This window comes from Kitasatospora sp. NPDC032150, from assembly GCF_055579945.1.
The window spans coordinates 240,075-254,424 of record NZ_JBVIMH010000002.1; the positions used below are offsets into that span (position 1 = coordinate 240,075).

The 14,350-nt window shown below is 73.7% G+C and carries 14 protein-coding genes; 11 read left to right on the forward strand and 3 right to left on the reverse strand.

Annotation, left to right across the window (positions count from 1 at the left end; genetic code table 11):
* The first annotated feature begins 44 nt into the window (after positions 1 to 44).
* The 7 genes from ACZ5ON_RS03410 (at position 45) to ACZ5ON_RS03440 (ending at position 6,882) form a co-directional block, all read left to right on the forward strand.
* Positions 45 to 908: a dihydrodipicolinate synthase family protein gene (locus ACZ5ON_RS03410; protein ID WP_465585320.1), complete on the forward strand. Its 864-nt coding sequence runs from the start codon at positions 45 to 47 to the stop codon at positions 906 to 908.
* 31 nt (positions 909 to 939) lie between these two features.
* Positions 940 to 1,944, forward strand: a complete 1,005-nt coding sequence (locus ACZ5ON_RS03415) for a proline racemase family protein (RefSeq protein ID WP_465584715.1) — start codon at positions 940 to 942, stop codon at positions 1,942 to 1,944.
* A 96-nt stretch (positions 1,945 to 2,040) separates the two neighbouring features.
* Complete coding sequence (locus ACZ5ON_RS03420) at positions 2,041 to 3,420, forward strand: aldehyde dehydrogenase family protein (RefSeq protein WP_465584718.1); 1,380 nt, start codon at positions 2,041 to 2,043, stop codon at positions 3,418 to 3,420.
* The gene (locus ACZ5ON_RS03425) at positions 3,417 to 4,508 is read left to right on the forward strand and encodes a proline racemase family protein (protein WP_465584723.1); all 1,092 of its coding nucleotides are present in this window, start codon (positions 3,417 to 3,419) and stop codon (positions 4,506 to 4,508) included. Before ACZ5ON_RS03420 ends, ACZ5ON_RS03425 begins: the two co-directional genes overlap by 4 nt.
* Entirely contained in the window at positions 4,505 to 5,437 is a 933-nt protein-coding gene (locus ACZ5ON_RS03430) for an ornithine cyclodeaminase family protein (RefSeq protein ID WP_465584726.1), read from the forward strand. The genes ACZ5ON_RS03425 and ACZ5ON_RS03430 overlap by 4 nt, the downstream gene beginning before the upstream one ends.
* 46 nt (positions 5,438 to 5,483) lie before the next feature.
* Positions 5,484 to 6,194 carry a GntR family transcriptional regulator gene (locus tag ACZ5ON_RS03435; protein WP_465585322.1) on the forward strand — a complete coding sequence of 237 codons (711 nt, stop codon included), beginning with the start codon at positions 5,484 to 5,486 and terminating at the stop codon, positions 6,192 to 6,194.
* Positions 6,195 to 6,285: 91 nt separating this feature from the next.
* Positions 6,286 to 6,882, forward strand: coding sequence for a Uma2 family endonuclease (locus tag ACZ5ON_RS03440; protein ID WP_465584729.1), 597 nt, complete (start codon positions 6,286 to 6,288; stop codon positions 6,880 to 6,882).
* A gap of 7 nt (positions 6,883 to 6,889) precedes the next feature.
* Here the strand turns inward: ACZ5ON_RS03440 and ACZ5ON_RS03445 are convergent, their stop codons facing one another.
* Together ACZ5ON_RS03445 and ACZ5ON_RS03450 are read right to left on the reverse strand one after the other, a co-directional pair.
* On the reverse strand, positions 6,890 to 7,585 hold the full coding sequence (locus ACZ5ON_RS03445) for an ABC transporter ATP-binding protein (RefSeq protein ID WP_465584733.1): 696 nt from the start codon (positions 7,583 to 7,585) through the stop codon (positions 6,890 to 6,892).
* 61 nt (positions 7,586 to 7,646) lie between these two features.
* Entirely contained in the window at positions 7,647 to 8,720 is a 1,074-nt protein-coding gene (locus tag ACZ5ON_RS03450) for an ABC transporter permease (RefSeq protein WP_465584737.1), read from the reverse strand.
* Positions 8,721 to 8,894: 174 nt separating this feature from the next.
* Between ACZ5ON_RS03450 and ACZ5ON_RS03455 the strand changes: the two genes are divergently transcribed.
* The 4 genes from ACZ5ON_RS03455 to ACZ5ON_RS03470 all read left to right on the forward strand — a co-directional run bounded on the left by ACZ5ON_RS03455 (position 8,895) and on the right by ACZ5ON_RS03470 (position 12,537).
* Positions 8,895 to 10,127, forward strand: coding sequence for a sensor histidine kinase (locus tag ACZ5ON_RS03455; RefSeq protein ID WP_465584740.1), 1,233 nt, complete (start codon positions 8,895 to 8,897; stop codon positions 10,125 to 10,127).
* Positions 10,124 to 10,756 carry a response regulator transcription factor gene (locus tag ACZ5ON_RS03460; RefSeq protein ID WP_344635475.1) on the forward strand — a complete coding sequence of 211 codons (633 nt, stop codon included), beginning with the start codon at positions 10,124 to 10,126 and terminating at the stop codon, positions 10,754 to 10,756. The genes ACZ5ON_RS03455 and ACZ5ON_RS03460 overlap by 4 nt, the downstream gene beginning before the upstream one ends.
* 189 nt (positions 10,757 to 10,945) lie before the next feature.
* On the forward strand, positions 10,946 to 11,332 hold the full coding sequence (locus tag ACZ5ON_RS03465; RefSeq protein WP_465584744.1) for a hypothetical protein: 387 nt from the start codon (positions 10,946 to 10,948) through the stop codon (positions 11,330 to 11,332).
* Positions 11,333 to 11,493: 161 nt separating this feature from the next.
* On the forward strand, positions 11,494 to 12,537 hold the full coding sequence (locus ACZ5ON_RS03470) for a nitronate monooxygenase (RefSeq protein WP_465584747.1): 1,044 nt from the start codon (positions 11,494 to 11,496) through the stop codon (positions 12,535 to 12,537).
* Between the two features lie 96 nt (positions 12,538 to 12,633).
* Here the strand turns inward: ACZ5ON_RS03470 and ACZ5ON_RS03475 are convergent, their stop codons facing one another.
* On the reverse strand, positions 12,634 to 14,013 hold the full coding sequence (locus ACZ5ON_RS03475; RefSeq protein WP_465585326.1) for an aminopeptidase P family protein: 1,380 nt from the start codon (positions 14,011 to 14,013) through the stop codon (positions 12,634 to 12,636).
* Positions 14,014 to 14,350: the final 337 nt, after the last annotated feature.

Sequence of the window (14,350 nt, forward strand, 5' to 3'; positions counted from 1 at the left end):
TGTCCCTCACCACACACGAGCCCGCCCGTCCCTGGCGCGGCATCATGGTCGCCACCGCCCTGCCGCTGCGCGAAGACCTCTCGGTGGACTACGACGCGTACGCCGAGCACGTCCGCTGGCTGATCGACTCCGGCTGCGACGGCGTCGTCCCCAACGGCTCGCTCGGCGAGTACCAGACCCTCACCGACGAGGAGCGCGCCCGGGTGGTCACCACCGCCGTCGAGGCGGCGGGCGGCGGCGCGCGGGTGATGCCCGGGGTCGCCGCGTACGGCAGCGCCGAGTCGCGCCGCTGGGCGGAGCAGGCCGCCGAGGCGGGGGCAGGGTCGGTGCTGCTGCTGCCGCCGAACGCCTTCCGGGCCGACGCGGACGCCGTGAGCGCCCACTACGCCGAGGTGGCGCGGGTCGGGGTGCCGGTCGTCGCGTACAACAACCCGTACGACACCAAGGTGGACCTGGTGCCCGAGCTGCTCGCCCGGCTGCACGGGGAGGGGTCGATCGTGGCGGTCAAGGAGTTCAGCGGCGACGTCCGGCGAGCCTACGAGATCGCCGAACTGGCGCCCGGCCTGGACCTGTTGATCGGCGCCGACGACGTGCTGCTGGAGCTGGCGCTGGCGGGTGCCGTCGGCTGGATCGCCGGATACCCGAACGCGCTGCCGCAGGCTAGCGTCCGGCTGTTCAGGGCCGCCGTCGCCGGTGACCTGGAGACGGCCCGGCCGCTCTACCGGGTGCTGCACCCGCTGCTGCGCTGGGACTCCAGAACCGAGTTCGTCCAGGCCATCAAGTTGTCGATGGAGATCGTGGGACGTCCCGGCGGCCCGACCCGTCCGCCCCGGCTGCCGCTTGCGCCGAAGGCCGAGGCGGCGGTGCGGGCCGCGACCGAGAAAGCCGTCGCCGAGGGCCTGGACTGACCGGACGCCGATTCGAGCCAGAGGGGGTTGCATGCGCAGCCGTCATGTCTTCCACGCCGTCGACTCACACACCGAGGGCATGCCGACCAGGGTGATCACCGGTGGGTTCGGCACCATCCCGGGCGCCACCATGGCCGAGCGCCGGCTGCACTTCCAGCAGCACCTGGACCACTTCCGGACCCTGCTGATGTACGAACCGCGCGGCCACGCCGCGATGAGCGGGGCGATCCTGCAGCCGCCCACCCGTCCCGACGCCGACTTCGGGGTCCTCTACATCGAGGTCTCCGGACTGCTGCCGATGTGCGGGCACGGCACCATCGGAGTGGCCACCGTGCTGGTGGAGACCGGCATGGTGCCGGTGGTGGAGCCGGTCACCACGGTCCGGCTCGACACCCCGGCCGGTCTGGTGGTGGCCGAGGTGCGGGTGCGGGACGGCGCGGCGACGGCGGTCACCATCCGCAACGTGCCGTCGTTCTCGGTCGCGCTGGACCGGAAGGCGGAGGTGCCCGGCCACGGCACGGTGACGTACGACCTCGCGTACGGCGGCAACTTCTACGCGATCCTGCCGCTCGCCGAGTTCGGGCTGCCGTTCGAGCGGGCGCGAAAGCAGGAGATCCTGGAGGCCGGGCTGGCCCTGATGGCGGCGGTCAACGCGAGCGAGGACCGGCCGGTGCACCCCGAGGACCCGCGGATCCACGGCTGCCACCACGTCCAACTGCTCGCGCCCGGCTCCACCGCCGAGCGGTCGCGGCACGCGATGGCCATCCACCCCGGCTGGTTCGACCGGTCGCCCTGCGGCACGGGGACCTCCGCGCGGATGGCCCAGCTGCACTCGCGTGGCGAACTGCCGCTGGGGCGGGACTTCGTGAACGAGTCCTTCATCGGGACCGGCTTCACCGGACGGCTGGTCGAGGAGACCGAGGTGGCGGGGCTGCCCGCCGTCGTGCCCACGGTCACCGGGCGGGCCTGGATCACCGGGACGGCACAGTACTTCCTCGACCCGAGTGATCCGTTCCCGGCGGGCTTCCTGCTCTGACCCACCGCCCGGCGCTCCGACCTGGCGCCCGGCGACCGCGCGAGAGGCCCGCCGGCCCTCGCGCCGCCGGGCCGGCCACTACCGAAAGGCTGTTCTGTGACTGTCAGTTCGTACAACCCCGCCGACCCGGCCGACCTGGTGGCCTCCGTCGAGACCCCGGGTGCCGCGGGTGCGGCCGCCGCGGTGGGACGGGCGCGCGCCGCGCAGCCCGCGTGGTCGGCGGCCGGCGCCGCCGCGCGGTCCGCCGCCCTCACCCGCGCCGCCGAGGCGGTCGAGGCGCATGCCGGCGAGCTGGCCGCGCTGGCCGTACGGGAGGTGGGCAAGCCGCTGGCCGAGGCCCGCAGCGAGGTCGCCAGGACGGCCGCGATCTGGCGGTACTACGCGCAGGCTCCGTACGCGCCCTCGGGGGCCGTGCACGAACCGGCCGCCGGGGAGGGGCTGTTGCTCACCAGGCGCCGGCCGTACGGGGTCGCCGGGCTGATCACCCCGTGGAACTTCCCGCTGGCCGTTCCCAGTTGGAAGGCCGCGCCGGCGCTGGCCGTCGGCAACACGGTGGTGCTCAAGCCCGCGCCGGAGGGCACGGCCTGCGCGCTGCGGCTGGCCGAGCTGGCGGGCCTGCCGGAGGACGTCCTGACGGTGGTGCCCGGCGGTGCGGCGGAGGGCGCCGCGCTGGTCGGGGCGGCCGACGTGGTCTCCTTCACCGGATCGACCGCCGTCGGGCAGGCCGTGATCGCGGCCGGCGCCGCGCGAGGGGTGCCCGTCCAGGCCGAGCTGGGCGGGCTGAACGCGGCCATCGTGCTGCCCGACGCGGACTTCGGCCGAGCGGCGGCCGACCTCGCCGCCGCGATCGCCGGGTACGCGGGCCAGAAGTGCACCGCCACCAGCCGGGTGATCGCGGTCGGTGACGCGTACGGGCCACTGGTCGAGGCGCTGGTCAAGGCGCTGGCCGCCACGGTGGCCGGAGACCCGGGCGACCCGGGTACGGTCTGCGGGCCGGTGGTGAACGCCGCCGCGCTGGTCAGGCTGACCGGTGCGATCGACTCCGCGCGGGCGGCCGGGGCCGAGGTGCTCACCGGCGGCGGCCGGGTGGACCGGCCAGGATGGTTCGTCGAACCGACCCTGCTGGCCCAAGTGCCCGCCGGGCACCCGCTGTTGAGCGAGGAGTTCTTCGGGCCGGTGGCCGTCGTGCTGCCCGCCGCCGACCTGGACGAGGCGCTCGCCATCGCCAACAGCACCCCGCACACCCTGGCCGCCTCGGTGCACACCGGCGACCTGGACGCCGCCCTCGCCGCCGCCGACCGGCTGGACGCGGGCATGATCCGGGTCAACGCGCCGTCCACCGGGGTGGACTTCCATCTGCCGTTCGGCGGGACGAAGTCGGCCGGTTACGGGGCGCGGGAGCAGGGGCAGGCGGTGCTCGACTTCTTCACCGCGAGCCGGACGGTGACCCTCCTGCAGGCGGGGCCGGCGCGATGAGCACGCCGCACGGTCAGCCGGCACCCGGGGAGCGGGAAGCAGCCGGGCGGCGCCCCGGGGGTGCGGGGCTCCGCCGAGTCGAGGCCGTCGACTACCACACGGCCGGGGAGCCGTTCCGGATCGTCAGCAGCGGGCTGCCGCCCGTGCCCGGGGATTCGGTGGCCGAGCGGCGGGCGGTGCTGATCGGGGGAGGCGGTACGACCGCGCCTCGCCCGGGCGAGCTGGAGCGGATCAGGCAGCTGCTGAGCCGGGAACCGCGCGGCCACGCCGGGATGTACGGCGGCTTCGTGGTCCCGCCCGACGACGACGGGGCCCAGCTCGGGGTGCTGTTCTGGCACAAGGACGGCTATTCGACGGCCTGCGGCCACGGGACCATCGCGCTGGGCGCCTGGGCGGTGGACTCCGGGCTGGTCCCGGCACCCGAGGACGGCACGGCCCGGGTACGGATCGACGTCCCGTCCGGGCGGGTCGGCGCGGCAGTTCACCGCAGCGGCGGCCGGACCACCGCCGTGACCTTCCGCAACGTGCCGACCCGGATCACCGCCCGCGGCCTGCCGGTCGACACCTCGCGCGGCCGGGTCGCGGTCGACCTCGCGCACTCGGGCGCCTGCTACGCCTCCGTGCGCGTCGCCGACCTCGGGCTGGAGGTCGCCGCCGCCCGCCTGCCCGAACTCACCGCGATCGGACGGGAGATCCGCGCCGCCCTCGCCGAGGAGCCCGCCGCCCGGCACCCGGTGGACCCCAGGCTCTCGGGCGTCTACGGGGTGATCCTCCACGAGGAACTCGCCGACACCCCGGCGGGCCCGAGCCAGCGCAACGTCACCGTCTTCACCGACGGCCAGATCGACCGCTCCCCGTGCGGCTCCGGCACCTCGGCCCGGCTCGCGCTGCTCGCCGCCGAGGGACGGCTGGCGCACGGCGAGGAACTGCGCCACGAGTCGGTGATCGGCACGGTCTTCACCGGCCGCCTCGCGGGCAGTTGCCCGGACGGTGTGCTCACCGAGATCACCGGAACCGCCCACCGCACCGGCGAGCACCGCTTCCTGCTGGCGCCGGACGACGAACTCGGGACGGGATTCCTGCTGTGACCCGGCTGCTCCCCGTCGACCTGGCCCCCGTACAGGCCGTCGCCGCCCTGGAACGCGTCCTGCTGGACGGGGTGGATCCCGAGCGCTGCCCGCCCAGGTCCCATGTCCCGCTCCCGGCAGGCGAGTTGCTGTTGATGCCCGCCGCCGACGGCAGGTACGCGGGCGTGAAGATCGCCGGTGTCGCCCCGGCCAACCCCGGGCGCGGACTGCCCCGGATCACCGGCGGCTACCTGCTGCTGGACGGACCCACGCTGCAGCCGCTGGCGTACTTCGACGGCGCCGCCCTGACCGCCCTGCGGACGCCCGCCGTCACCGCGCTGGCCGTGCGGCGCCTCGCGGTACCGGACGCCGAGCACCTGGTGCTGTTCGGCGCCGGGCCGCAGGCGTACGGGCACCTGGACGCGCTGTGCGCCGTCCGCCCGCTGACCCGGCTCACCGTGGTCACCCGCAGCGCGGACTCGGCCGTGCCACTGGTCGGCCACGCCCGTGCTCTCGGGCTGGCCGCCGAGGCGGGGACTCCTGCTGCGGTGGCCGCGGCCGATCTGGTGGTCTGCTGCACCAGTGCGCGCGGCCCGCTCTTCGACGGGCGGCTGGTGCCCCCGCACGCGGCCGTGGCGGCCATCGGCTCGCACCAGCCCGACGCCCGTGAGGTGGACACCGCGCTCGTCGTCCGCTCCGCACGGTACGTGGAGGCGCGGGCCGTCGCGCTGCGCGCAGCGGGGGACCTGGTGATCCCGTTCGGCGAAGGCGCCATCGCGGCCGACGAGCCGCTTGCTAACCTGTCAGAACTGGTGTGCGGCAAGGCAGTTGTGCCGGAGGGGCGGCCGAGGTTCTTCAAGAGCATCGGGATGGCCTGGCAGGACCTGGCGGTCGCGGCGGCGCAGTACGAAGCGGTGCGGGCGCGGGAGACGGTTCCGCCGCCACCGTAACGTGACATTGTACAATGGTGTCCTGTTGAACCACCGGAGGAACACCATGGCCGACCTCAAGCCCCGCACCCTCATCTCCGTCCAGGAGCGGCTGCGCGACCAGGTCGCCCATGCGCTGCGGGCCGCGCTGATCTCCGGTGAGCTGCGTCCCGGCGTGGTCTACTCGGCCCCCGCGCTGGCCGCCGACTTCGGGGTCTCGGCGACGCCGGTCCGCGAGGCGATGCTGGACCTCGCGCGCGAGGGGCTGGTCGAGGCCGTCCGCAACAAGGGCTTCCGGGTCACCGAGCTGACCGAGCGCGACCTGGACGACTTCACCGAGATCCGCGCCCTGATCGAGGTCCCGACCGTGGGCCGGGTCACCCGCACCGCCACCGCCGAACAGCTGAAGGCCCTGCGGCCCGAGGCCGAGGCCATCGTCGCGGCGGCCCGGGCGCACGACCTGATCGGCTACCTGGAGGCCGACCGCCGCTTCCACCTCGGCCTGCTGGGTCTGGCCGGCAACGCCCGGCTGGTCGAGACGGTCGGCGAGCTGCGCAAGCGCTCCCGCCTCTACGGCCTCACCCGGCTCGACCAGCGCGGCGAGCTGGTCTCCTCCGCCGAGGAGCACCTGGAACTCCTCGACCTGATGATCTCCGGCGACGCCGAGGCCGCCGAGCAGTGCATGGCCCGCCACCTCGGCCACGTCCGGTCCCTGTGGGCGTCCGGCCAGGCGGAGGCGGCCGAGGAGCGCCCGGCGCTGCGGCTCGGGGCGCGCTGAGCCGGATCGGGTGAACCGTCGGGGATCGGGCCGGTCGGCCGGCCGCGGCCTACGATGATGGCACTCGACACAGGCAGCCAGGAGGAATCCCATGTCCGCCGCAGCAGTGGAGGAGCCGATCGAGCAACCGAGCCTGCTCGAAGTCGCCGACATGATCTCCGATCAGCTGGTGGGTCACCGAGTCGAGATCATCGGGAGCGAGATCACAGTGACGCCACCGGCCGACGGACCTCACGGCGACGCCCTGACCAACATCATGATCCCGTTCCTGGCGGCGGGGCTTCATGGCGAGCGAACCAGAGTGATCCAGGCCATCGGCATCTGGCTCCCGGACGGTCCGTCCGACTTCGCGATCCCTGATCTGGCCGTGGTCGATGCCGACTACCGTGACCACAAGGTCGAGTTCAACTGCTACGACCCCGCGGTCTTCCGGCTGGTGCTGGAGGTCACGTCCTCGAACCTGAGCAACGACCTCAAGAAGAAGCCCGCGGCGTATGCGCAGGCCGGCGTACCGGTGTACGTGATCGCGGATCGTAAGAACCGCAGGGTGCTGGTGCTCACCGATCCACGTGACGGCGAGTACCAGCTCCCGGCGATCTACCATCCAGGGCAGTCGTTCGAACTGCCCGAGTCGGTCGGGGCCAAGGTGACCCTGTCCGTGGACAGCGTCCTCGGCCCCGAGAAGTAGCCGCCCCTCAGCGCAGCCGCCCGTCCTGCATTTCCAGCACCCGGTCCACCCGGCCCAGCAGGTCGCGGTCGTGGGTGACCATCACGGTCGCGGTGCCGTGGGTACGGGTGACCTCGGCCAGCAGGTTGACGATCTGGGCGCCGCGCTCGTGGTCGAGTGCCGAGGTGGGCTCGTCCACCAGCAGGACGGACGGGCTGCCGAACAGGGCCCGGGCGATGTTGACGCGCTGGCGTTCGCCGCCGGAGAGCTGGTGCGGGCGGCGCCGCTGCTTGGCGCCGTCCAGGCCGACCGAGGCGAGTAGCTCCTCGGCGCGCCGGCGGGCGGCGCGCACCCGGCCGCCGCGTACCGACTCCAGGACCAGCAGCTGCTCCACCGCCGTCAGCGAGGCCAGCAGATTGGACTGCTGGAAGACGATGCCCAGCCGTTCGCGGCGCAGCGCCGTACGCGCGCCCGGGCTGAGCGCGCCCGCGTCCTGGCCGTCGACCAGGACCTGCCCGCTGTCCGGGCGCAGCAGGGTCGCCGCGACCGCCAGCAGGCTGGACTTGCCCGAGCCCGAGGGCCCGGCGATGGCGGTGAACTCGCCCGGGGCGACCTCGAGGTTCACCCGGTCGAGCGCGGTCAGGCGATTCTCGCCGTCGGGGTAGGTCAGGGTCACCTCGTGCAGGGCGAGGCCGGTGCGGGTCTTGACTTCGGAGACGGTCATCTCGGTTGGACTCCAGGGAAGTTGGGGTGGCTGGGCGTGCGGTGGGTTCGGCGCCGGCGGTTCAGCGGCTGGCACCGAGGGCGGCCAGCGGGTCGACGGCGGTGATCCGGCGGACGGCCAGGACCGCACCGAGGAGGCCGAGCAGCACCATCACCGCCACCGGTACGGCCACGCTCAGCACACCCACGTCGAACGGCACCGCCGAGGCCGCGAACACCCCGCCCACCGCTCCGGCGAGCCCGCCCAGCAGCGCCCCGCCGAACAGAACGGCCGCCGCCTGCGCCAGCGCGTCCCGGACCAGGTAGGCGCTGCTCGCGCCGACCGCCTTGAGCACGGCGATGTCCGGCTTGCGCTGCACCGTCCAGACCGTGAAGAAGGCCCCCACCACCAGTGCGCTCACCACGAACAGGAAGCCCTGGATCATCTGCAGGCTGCCCTGCTCGGCGTCGAAGCCGTTGATCCCGGAGAGCGAGTCCGCGAGGGGCACCGTCTTCGTCCCCTGGGCGGCGTCCAGTGCGCCGAGCCCTGCGCCGGAGGCGGTGCTCAGGGCGAGCGCGGTCGGCTGGTTCTGGCCGCTCAGCTGCTCCCAGGTGGACAGGGTGGTCCAGACCGTCGGCGCGTGCGAGAACGAGCGTTGCTCGGTGATGCCGGAGACGGTCAGCTTCTCCGGGCCGACCTGCACCTGCGCGCCGGGCGCCAGGTGGTACGCCGCCGCCGTGTCGCTGCCCACGGCCAGCTGGCCCGCAGCCGGGGCGCTGCCGGACTTCAGCGGCGGCAGCAGCGCGGCGTCCGTCCCCACCACGCTCACCGAGGTGGCGGCCTCGCTCGCCGTCAGCCTGGTCAGCGACAGCCCGAGCGGCTTGGCCGAGGACACGCCGGGTGCGCCGGCGAACGCGGCGGCCTGGGTGGGGGAGACGGTGCTGTTGCTGAACGAGACGGTGGGGGAGGCGCCGGCCGGGGCGCCGAACACGATCCGGTCGGCCCGCAGGCCGGTGATGGTGGAGGACGCGGCGGAGGCGAGGCCGCCGGTCAGTCCGTAGAGGAAGACGACCAGGGTGGTTATCAGGGTGACTACCGCGCCCATCAGGGCGAAGCGGCCCTTGGCGAAGCGGATGTCTCGCAGTGCGACGAACACGGGGACCTTCCCGGCTGGAGGTGAGTACTCCTCCACCTTGTCGGCGCGCCCCGCCCTTTCCATCAGGGAGAGGGACGGGAGTCAACCCCTGCGGGCGATGCATGCCGAAATACATCGAACGGTTGATGCCGTACCGGAAGGAGCACCGCGTCCGCGCCCGTACCCTCGGAAGGCGTGACCAGAGAAGCACCACCACCGGCACCCCAGGAGAGCGGCCACGCCGCCGTCACCCCCGCCCTGCGGCTGACGAACCTCGCCCTGCACGGTCTGTTCCTCGCCCTGCTGGGTGTCCTGGCCGTCCGGGGCGTGCTGACCGGCGGTCTCGGCACCGCAGGCCTGGCCACAGCCGTCCTGCTCACCGCGGTGTACCTGAGCGGCGGCGCCCTCGAACGCATCCGGCGGAGCCGGTGGTGGGCGACCGCCTGGATGGCCGCCGTGCTGGCGCTCTGGGTGGCGCTGACCCTGCTGCACCCCGAGTTCTGCTACCTGGCGTTCCCGCTCTACTTCGTCTGCCTGCACCTGATGCCCACGCGCTGGGGCCTGGCGGCCGTCGCCGCGCTCACCGGCATCGTGATCGGCGCCCAGGCCACCACGGAGGGCGGGCTGACCACCGCCAAGGTGCTCGGACCGCTCGCGGGCGCGGCCGTCGCGCTGCTCACCGCGTACGGGTACGCCGCGCTGTACCGGGAGAGCCGGGAGCGGCAGCGGCTGATCGACGACCTGGTCAGGGCCAGGGACGAACTCGCCGCCAGCCAGCGGGAGGCCGGGCGGCTCGCCGAGCGGCAGCGACTGGCCCGGGAGATCCACGACACCCTGGCCCAGGGCCTGTCCAGCATCGTGCTGCTGGCCCGTTCGGCGGAGTCGGCGCTGCCGCAGGACCCGGCCACGGCGGCGGAGCGGATCCGCGAGGTCGGGCAGACCGCCTCCGCCAACCTCTCCGAGGCCCGCCGGTTCGTCCACGCGCTCACCCCGCCCGCGCTGGACGACGCCACCCTCACCGAGGCGCTGCGCCGGCTGGCCGGCGGCGCCGGTGCGGAACTGCTGCTCGACGGCGATCCGTACCCGCTGCCGGTCGAGGCCGAGGTGGCGCTGCTGCGGCTCACCCAGGAGGCGCTGGCGAACGCCGTCCGGCACGCCCGGGCGGGGCGGATCGCGGTGACCCTCAGCTATCTCGACGACGAGGTGACCTTGGACGTCTTCGACGACGGTGTCGGCTTCGACCCGTACGCCCGGCCGGACTCCGGACGGCCGACCTTCGGCCTGCACGGCATGCGCGAGCGGATCGCGGCGCTCGGCGGCCGCCTCACGGTGGAGTCGGCGCCCGGAGAGGGCACCGCCGTCGCGGTCTCGCTTCCGCTGCGGGCGATCGGGACGGCGGAGAGCGTGCTGACGGAGGTGGCGCGGTGATCCGGGTCCTGCTGGTGGACGACCACCCGGTGGTCCGGCGCGGGCTGCGCGCCATGGTGGACGACCTGCCCGAGGTGACCGCCGTGGGCGAGGCGGCGGAGGGCGCGGAGGCGCTGCGGCTGCTGGAGTCGCTGCCGGTCCGTCCGGACGTGGTGCTGATGGACCTGCAGATGGGCAGCGGGATGCACGGCGTCGAGGCGACCCGGCGGATCACGGCGCTGCCCGATCCGCCGGCGGTGCTGATCCTCACCACCTACAGCACCGACGCCGACATCCTCGCCGCCGTCGAGGCAGGGGCGACCGGCTATCTGCTCAAGGACGCCCCGCCCGAGGAGGTGGCCGCCGCCGTGCACGCCGCCGCCCGGGGCGAGACCGTGCTCGCCCCGCCGGTCGCGGCCCGGCTGCTGGGTCGGGTCAGGGCGGGCCGGCCGACCCTCTCCCCGCGCGAGGCGGAGATCCTGCAACTGCTCGCCGAGGGCCTGGCCAACCGCCAGATCTCCAGGCGGCTGTTCATCAGCGAGGCCACGGTCAAGACGCATCTGGTGCACATCTACGACAAGTTGGGCGTCGACAGTCGGACGGGCGCGATCGCGGCCGGACTGGCGAGCGGACTGATCCGCCCGGCGTGAGCGGGGGCGGAGCGCGGACCGGCCGTGGCCCGGGGCAGCGGCGGGGGCCGTGCAGAGGCTCCGACAGTCCATCAGAAACAACGGGGATTAATGCTGCGAATGGTCGGATCGATGGACTGCGTCAGCGCGGTCGTCGTTGAGGATCACTGGATCCCGCTGAAGGTCGGGTGGGGCCCCGAGCCCCGGGGAATGCCTCTGTACCTCAGGATCTCCGGATCGCGTGGTGGCGAGGTGGAGATGAAGATCGATCCGCGCACCGGGATGCTGACGGCGGTGATCGTCATCCTTGCCCCGCCGCAGATCGAAGCAGCCGGGTTCGCCGTGCCGCTCGGGTCGGAGCGGACTCGGGCGCCGGTCGTCGACCGTTCCCCGTGGGCGGCGTACGGCCCGCTGGACGAGTTCGCCCCGGACCGGCCGGTCGTATCCGTGGTCGAGGACCTGGCGTTCGTACGGGAGCCCGATCGGATCGGACTCGTCGTACCCGGCCGTGAGCCGACCGAGTACGTCTGCTGCGGAGACGTGACGGTGGCTGTTTCCGGTGACGGTTGTCTGGCTGGGGTGTCTGTCGCGCTGTAGCCGTCCCGGGCCCTGTGCCCGGTGTCGCCGCAAGCGCGGTGGTAGCCGGCGCCGCGCCGCTCGGACGCCGGTTCACCGGGTCGGTCGAACCGCCGGAACCTGACGGTCCGCCAGCCCGCCCGGACATAGGGTGAGGTGGACCGAGATCGGGGGAGGGAGGCATGGCGGTGGCGGATGTGCTGAGGCGGCTCACGTTTTTTCCGGTGGTGGCCGCGCCGATGGCCGGCGGGGCGTCCACGCCCGCGCTGGTGGCTTCGGTGAACGGCGCGGGTGGTCTGGGGTTCCTGGCGGCCGGCTATCTGACGTCCCGTGCGATGACCGAACAGATCGCCCAGCTGCGGGAGTTGAGCGACCGGCCGTTCGGGCTGAACCTGTTCGTGCCCGCCGAGCCGTCCGACCAGGCGGAGGTGGCCGCCTACCGGGAGCGGCTGCGTCCGGAGGCCGAGCGGCTCGGTGTCGAGTTGCCCGAGCGGATCGCACCGGACCGGGACGACTGGGACGCCAAGGTCGAGGCGCTGCTGGTCGACCCGGTCCCGGTGGTCTCGTACACCTTCGGTCTGCCGAGTGCGGCGGAGGCGGCGGCGCTGCGGGCGGTGGGCAGTTGGCAGATCGGGACGGTGACCTCGGTCGAAGAGGCCCGCGCGGCAGCCGGGTTGGGGCTGGATGCGCTGGCGGTGCAGGGGCCGGAGGCGGGCGGCCACCGGGGCACCCACCGGGCCCAGGACCGACCGGGGGAGACGCCGCTGCTCGAACTGCTGGCGCAGGTGGGGAAGGAGACCTCGCTGCCGCTGATCGCGGCCGGCGGCCTGGGCGAGGGCGCGGCGATCGCCGCCGCACTGGCGGCCGGTGCGGCGGCGGTGCAACTGGGCACGGCGTTCCTGCGCAGCGAAGAGTCGGGCGCCAATGCGGCCTACCGGGCGGCGCTGGTGGACGAGCGCTTCGCCGAGACGGTGGTGACCAGGGCGTTCACCGGCCGTCCGGCACGCGGGCTGCGCAACGCCTTCATCGACCGCTACGAGTCGTACGCGCCTGCCGCCTACCCCGAGGTGCACCACCTGACCCGTCCGCTGCGGGCCGCGGCCGCGGCGCGGGGCGATGCGGACGGGATGCACCTGTGGGCCGGTACCGCCCACGCGCTGGCCCGGAGCGGCCCGGCGGCGGAGATCACCCGGCAGCTGTGGGCGGAGGCGGAGGCGGCCCGGTAGGGCCGGGGGGTGCCGCGCGGCAGCGCGGCGCGGTGGTGAAGGCCGGACGACGACCGGGCGGCCGGCGGACCGGTGGTCCGGCGGTCCGGCGGTCCGTCAGGAGAGCAGGGTGCCCATCCACTCCTCGATCGCGGGGACGGTGCGCGGCAGCGCTCCCGACATCAGACGGGCGCCGTCGGCGGTGATGACGAGGTCGTCCTCGATCCGCACGCCCATGCCGCGGAGTTCCAGGGGCAGGGTCTCGTCGTCCGGCTGGAGGTAGAGACCCGGCTCGACGGTGAGGACCATGCCCTCCTCCAGTACGCCGTCGAGGTAGGTCTCCCGCCGCGCCCTGGCGCAGTCGTGCACGTCCAGGCCGAGCATGTGGCCGCTGCTGCAGAGGGTGTAGCGGCGGTAGAGGCCGGAGTCCTCGCGCAGCGCCTCCTCGGCGGACACCCGCAGCACGCCCCACTCGGCCAGCCCCTCGGCGATCACCCGCATGCCGGCCCGGTGGAAGTCGCGGAAGCTCGCACCGGGCTTCAGGGTCGCGATCGCGGCGTCCTGGGCGGCCAGCACCAGCTGGTAGACGTCCCGTTGGACGGGCGAGAAGGTGCCGCCGAGCGGGAGGGTCCGGGTGATGTCGGCGGTGTACAGGGTGTCGGTCTCCACGCCCGCGTCCAGCAGCAGGAGTTGGGTGGGGTCGAGTGGGCCGTCGTTGCGGATCCAGTGCAGTACGCAGGCGTGCGCGCCGGAGGCGACGATGGTCTCGTAGCCGGTGCCGTTGCCCTCGGCGCGGGCGCGCAGGTTGAACGTACCCTCCAGCCAGCGTTCGCCGCGCCCGTGGCGCAGTGCGGTGGGCAGGGCGCGGACCACGTCCTCGAAGCCGGTAGTGGTGTGGTCGACGGAGAGCTGGAGCTGCTCCACCTCCCAATGCTCCTTGACCAGGCGCAGTTCGGAGAGGGTGGCGGCGAGGGCGGCGTCCTCGGGTCCGGTGGGCCGGCCGAGTGCGGAGTCCATTCGCGGGTCGACCCCGGCGAGCAGCCGGGTCGGCGGCTGATGCCCCGTCAGCAGATCTGCCAGGTCGTCCAGATGGACGGTGCGGATGCCGGCGAGCTGCTCGGTCTCGGCCAGGTCCGGCCGGCGGCCGACCCAGAACTCGCCGTAGCGGCGGTCGCGGTAGAACTCGTCCGCGTACCGGCCCGGGCCGCCGCGCGGTGAGCGCGGGCGGACATGGAGCACGGCCTCCCCGTCGGGTTCGATCACCAGGACGTGCCCGACCTGGTCCTCGCCGGTCAGCCCGGTGAGGTGGGCGTAGGCGCTGTGCGGGCGGAAGCGGTGGTCGCAGTCGTTGCTGCGGACCTTCAACTGCCCGGCCGGGATGACGAGTCGCTCGCCGGGGAAGGCGGCGGTGAGTCTGGCCCGGCGGGCCGGGGTGAACCGGTACGCCGCCGCCCGCTGGCCCGGTGGCAGGGGAGTGGCGGCCCAGTCGGTGCCCATGAAGGCGCTCAGGGCGGGGCTGACGGGAAGGTCATGGCTGCCGGTGTTGAGCCCGGGGTCGGTGGTCACCTCGGAGGTCCCTTCTGAGCTGCGGCTGTTTACCTTGCGTGAAAGGTGAGTTGACGACTTGTCAGGACACGGCTCGATAACGAGCCGGCCGCCCACTTGTCTGTGCAATTTCACATTACTATGTTACGGGTCACATCCCAGGGCGCCAGCCCCCCACAGGACCGGACTCTCCCGCCGCCGCACCGCCGCTGTGATCCCCTCTCCGACCGCGGCGCGGCCCCGGGTGTGTCCGACGGCGCACCGACGAACAGCCGCACCGCTCCATCCC

What these genes read in the sequence shown, in the direction of transcription:
- ACZ5ON_RS03410 (WP_465585320.1), top strand. Translation starts at nt 45, where the DNA reads ATGGTCGCCACCGCCCTGCCGCTGCGCGAAGACCTCTCGGTGGACTAC.
- ACZ5ON_RS03415 (WP_465584715.1), top strand. Translation starts at nt 940, where the DNA reads ATGCGCAGCCGTCATGTCTTCCACGCCGTCGACTCACACACCGAGGGC.
- ACZ5ON_RS03425 (WP_465584723.1), top strand. Translation starts at nt 3,417, where the DNA reads ATGAGCACGCCGCACGGTCAGCCGGCACCCGGGGAGCGGGAAGCAGCC.
- ACZ5ON_RS03435 (WP_465585322.1), top strand. Translation starts at nt 5,484, where the DNA reads ATGGCCGACCTCAAGCCCCGCACCCTCATCTCCGTCCAGGAGCGGCTG.
- ACZ5ON_RS03440 (WP_465584729.1), top strand. Translation starts at nt 6,286, where the DNA reads ATGTCCGCCGCAGCAGTGGAGGAGCCGATCGAGCAACCGAGCCTGCTC.
- ACZ5ON_RS03445 (WP_465584733.1), bottom strand. Translation starts at nt 7,585, where the DNA reads ATGACCGTCTCCGAAGTCAAGACCCGCACCGGCCTCGCCCTGCACGAG.
- ACZ5ON_RS03465 (WP_465584744.1), top strand. Translation starts at nt 10,946, where the DNA reads ATGCCTCTGTACCTCAGGATCTCCGGATCGCGTGGTGGCGAGGTGGAG.
- ACZ5ON_RS03470 (WP_465584747.1), top strand. Translation starts at nt 11,494, where the DNA reads ATGGCGGTGGCGGATGTGCTGAGGCGGCTCACGTTTTTTCCGGTGGTG.
- ACZ5ON_RS03475 (WP_465585326.1), bottom strand. Translation starts at nt 14,013, where the DNA reads ATGGGCACCGACTGGGCCGCCACTCCCCTGCCACCGGGCCAGCGGGCG.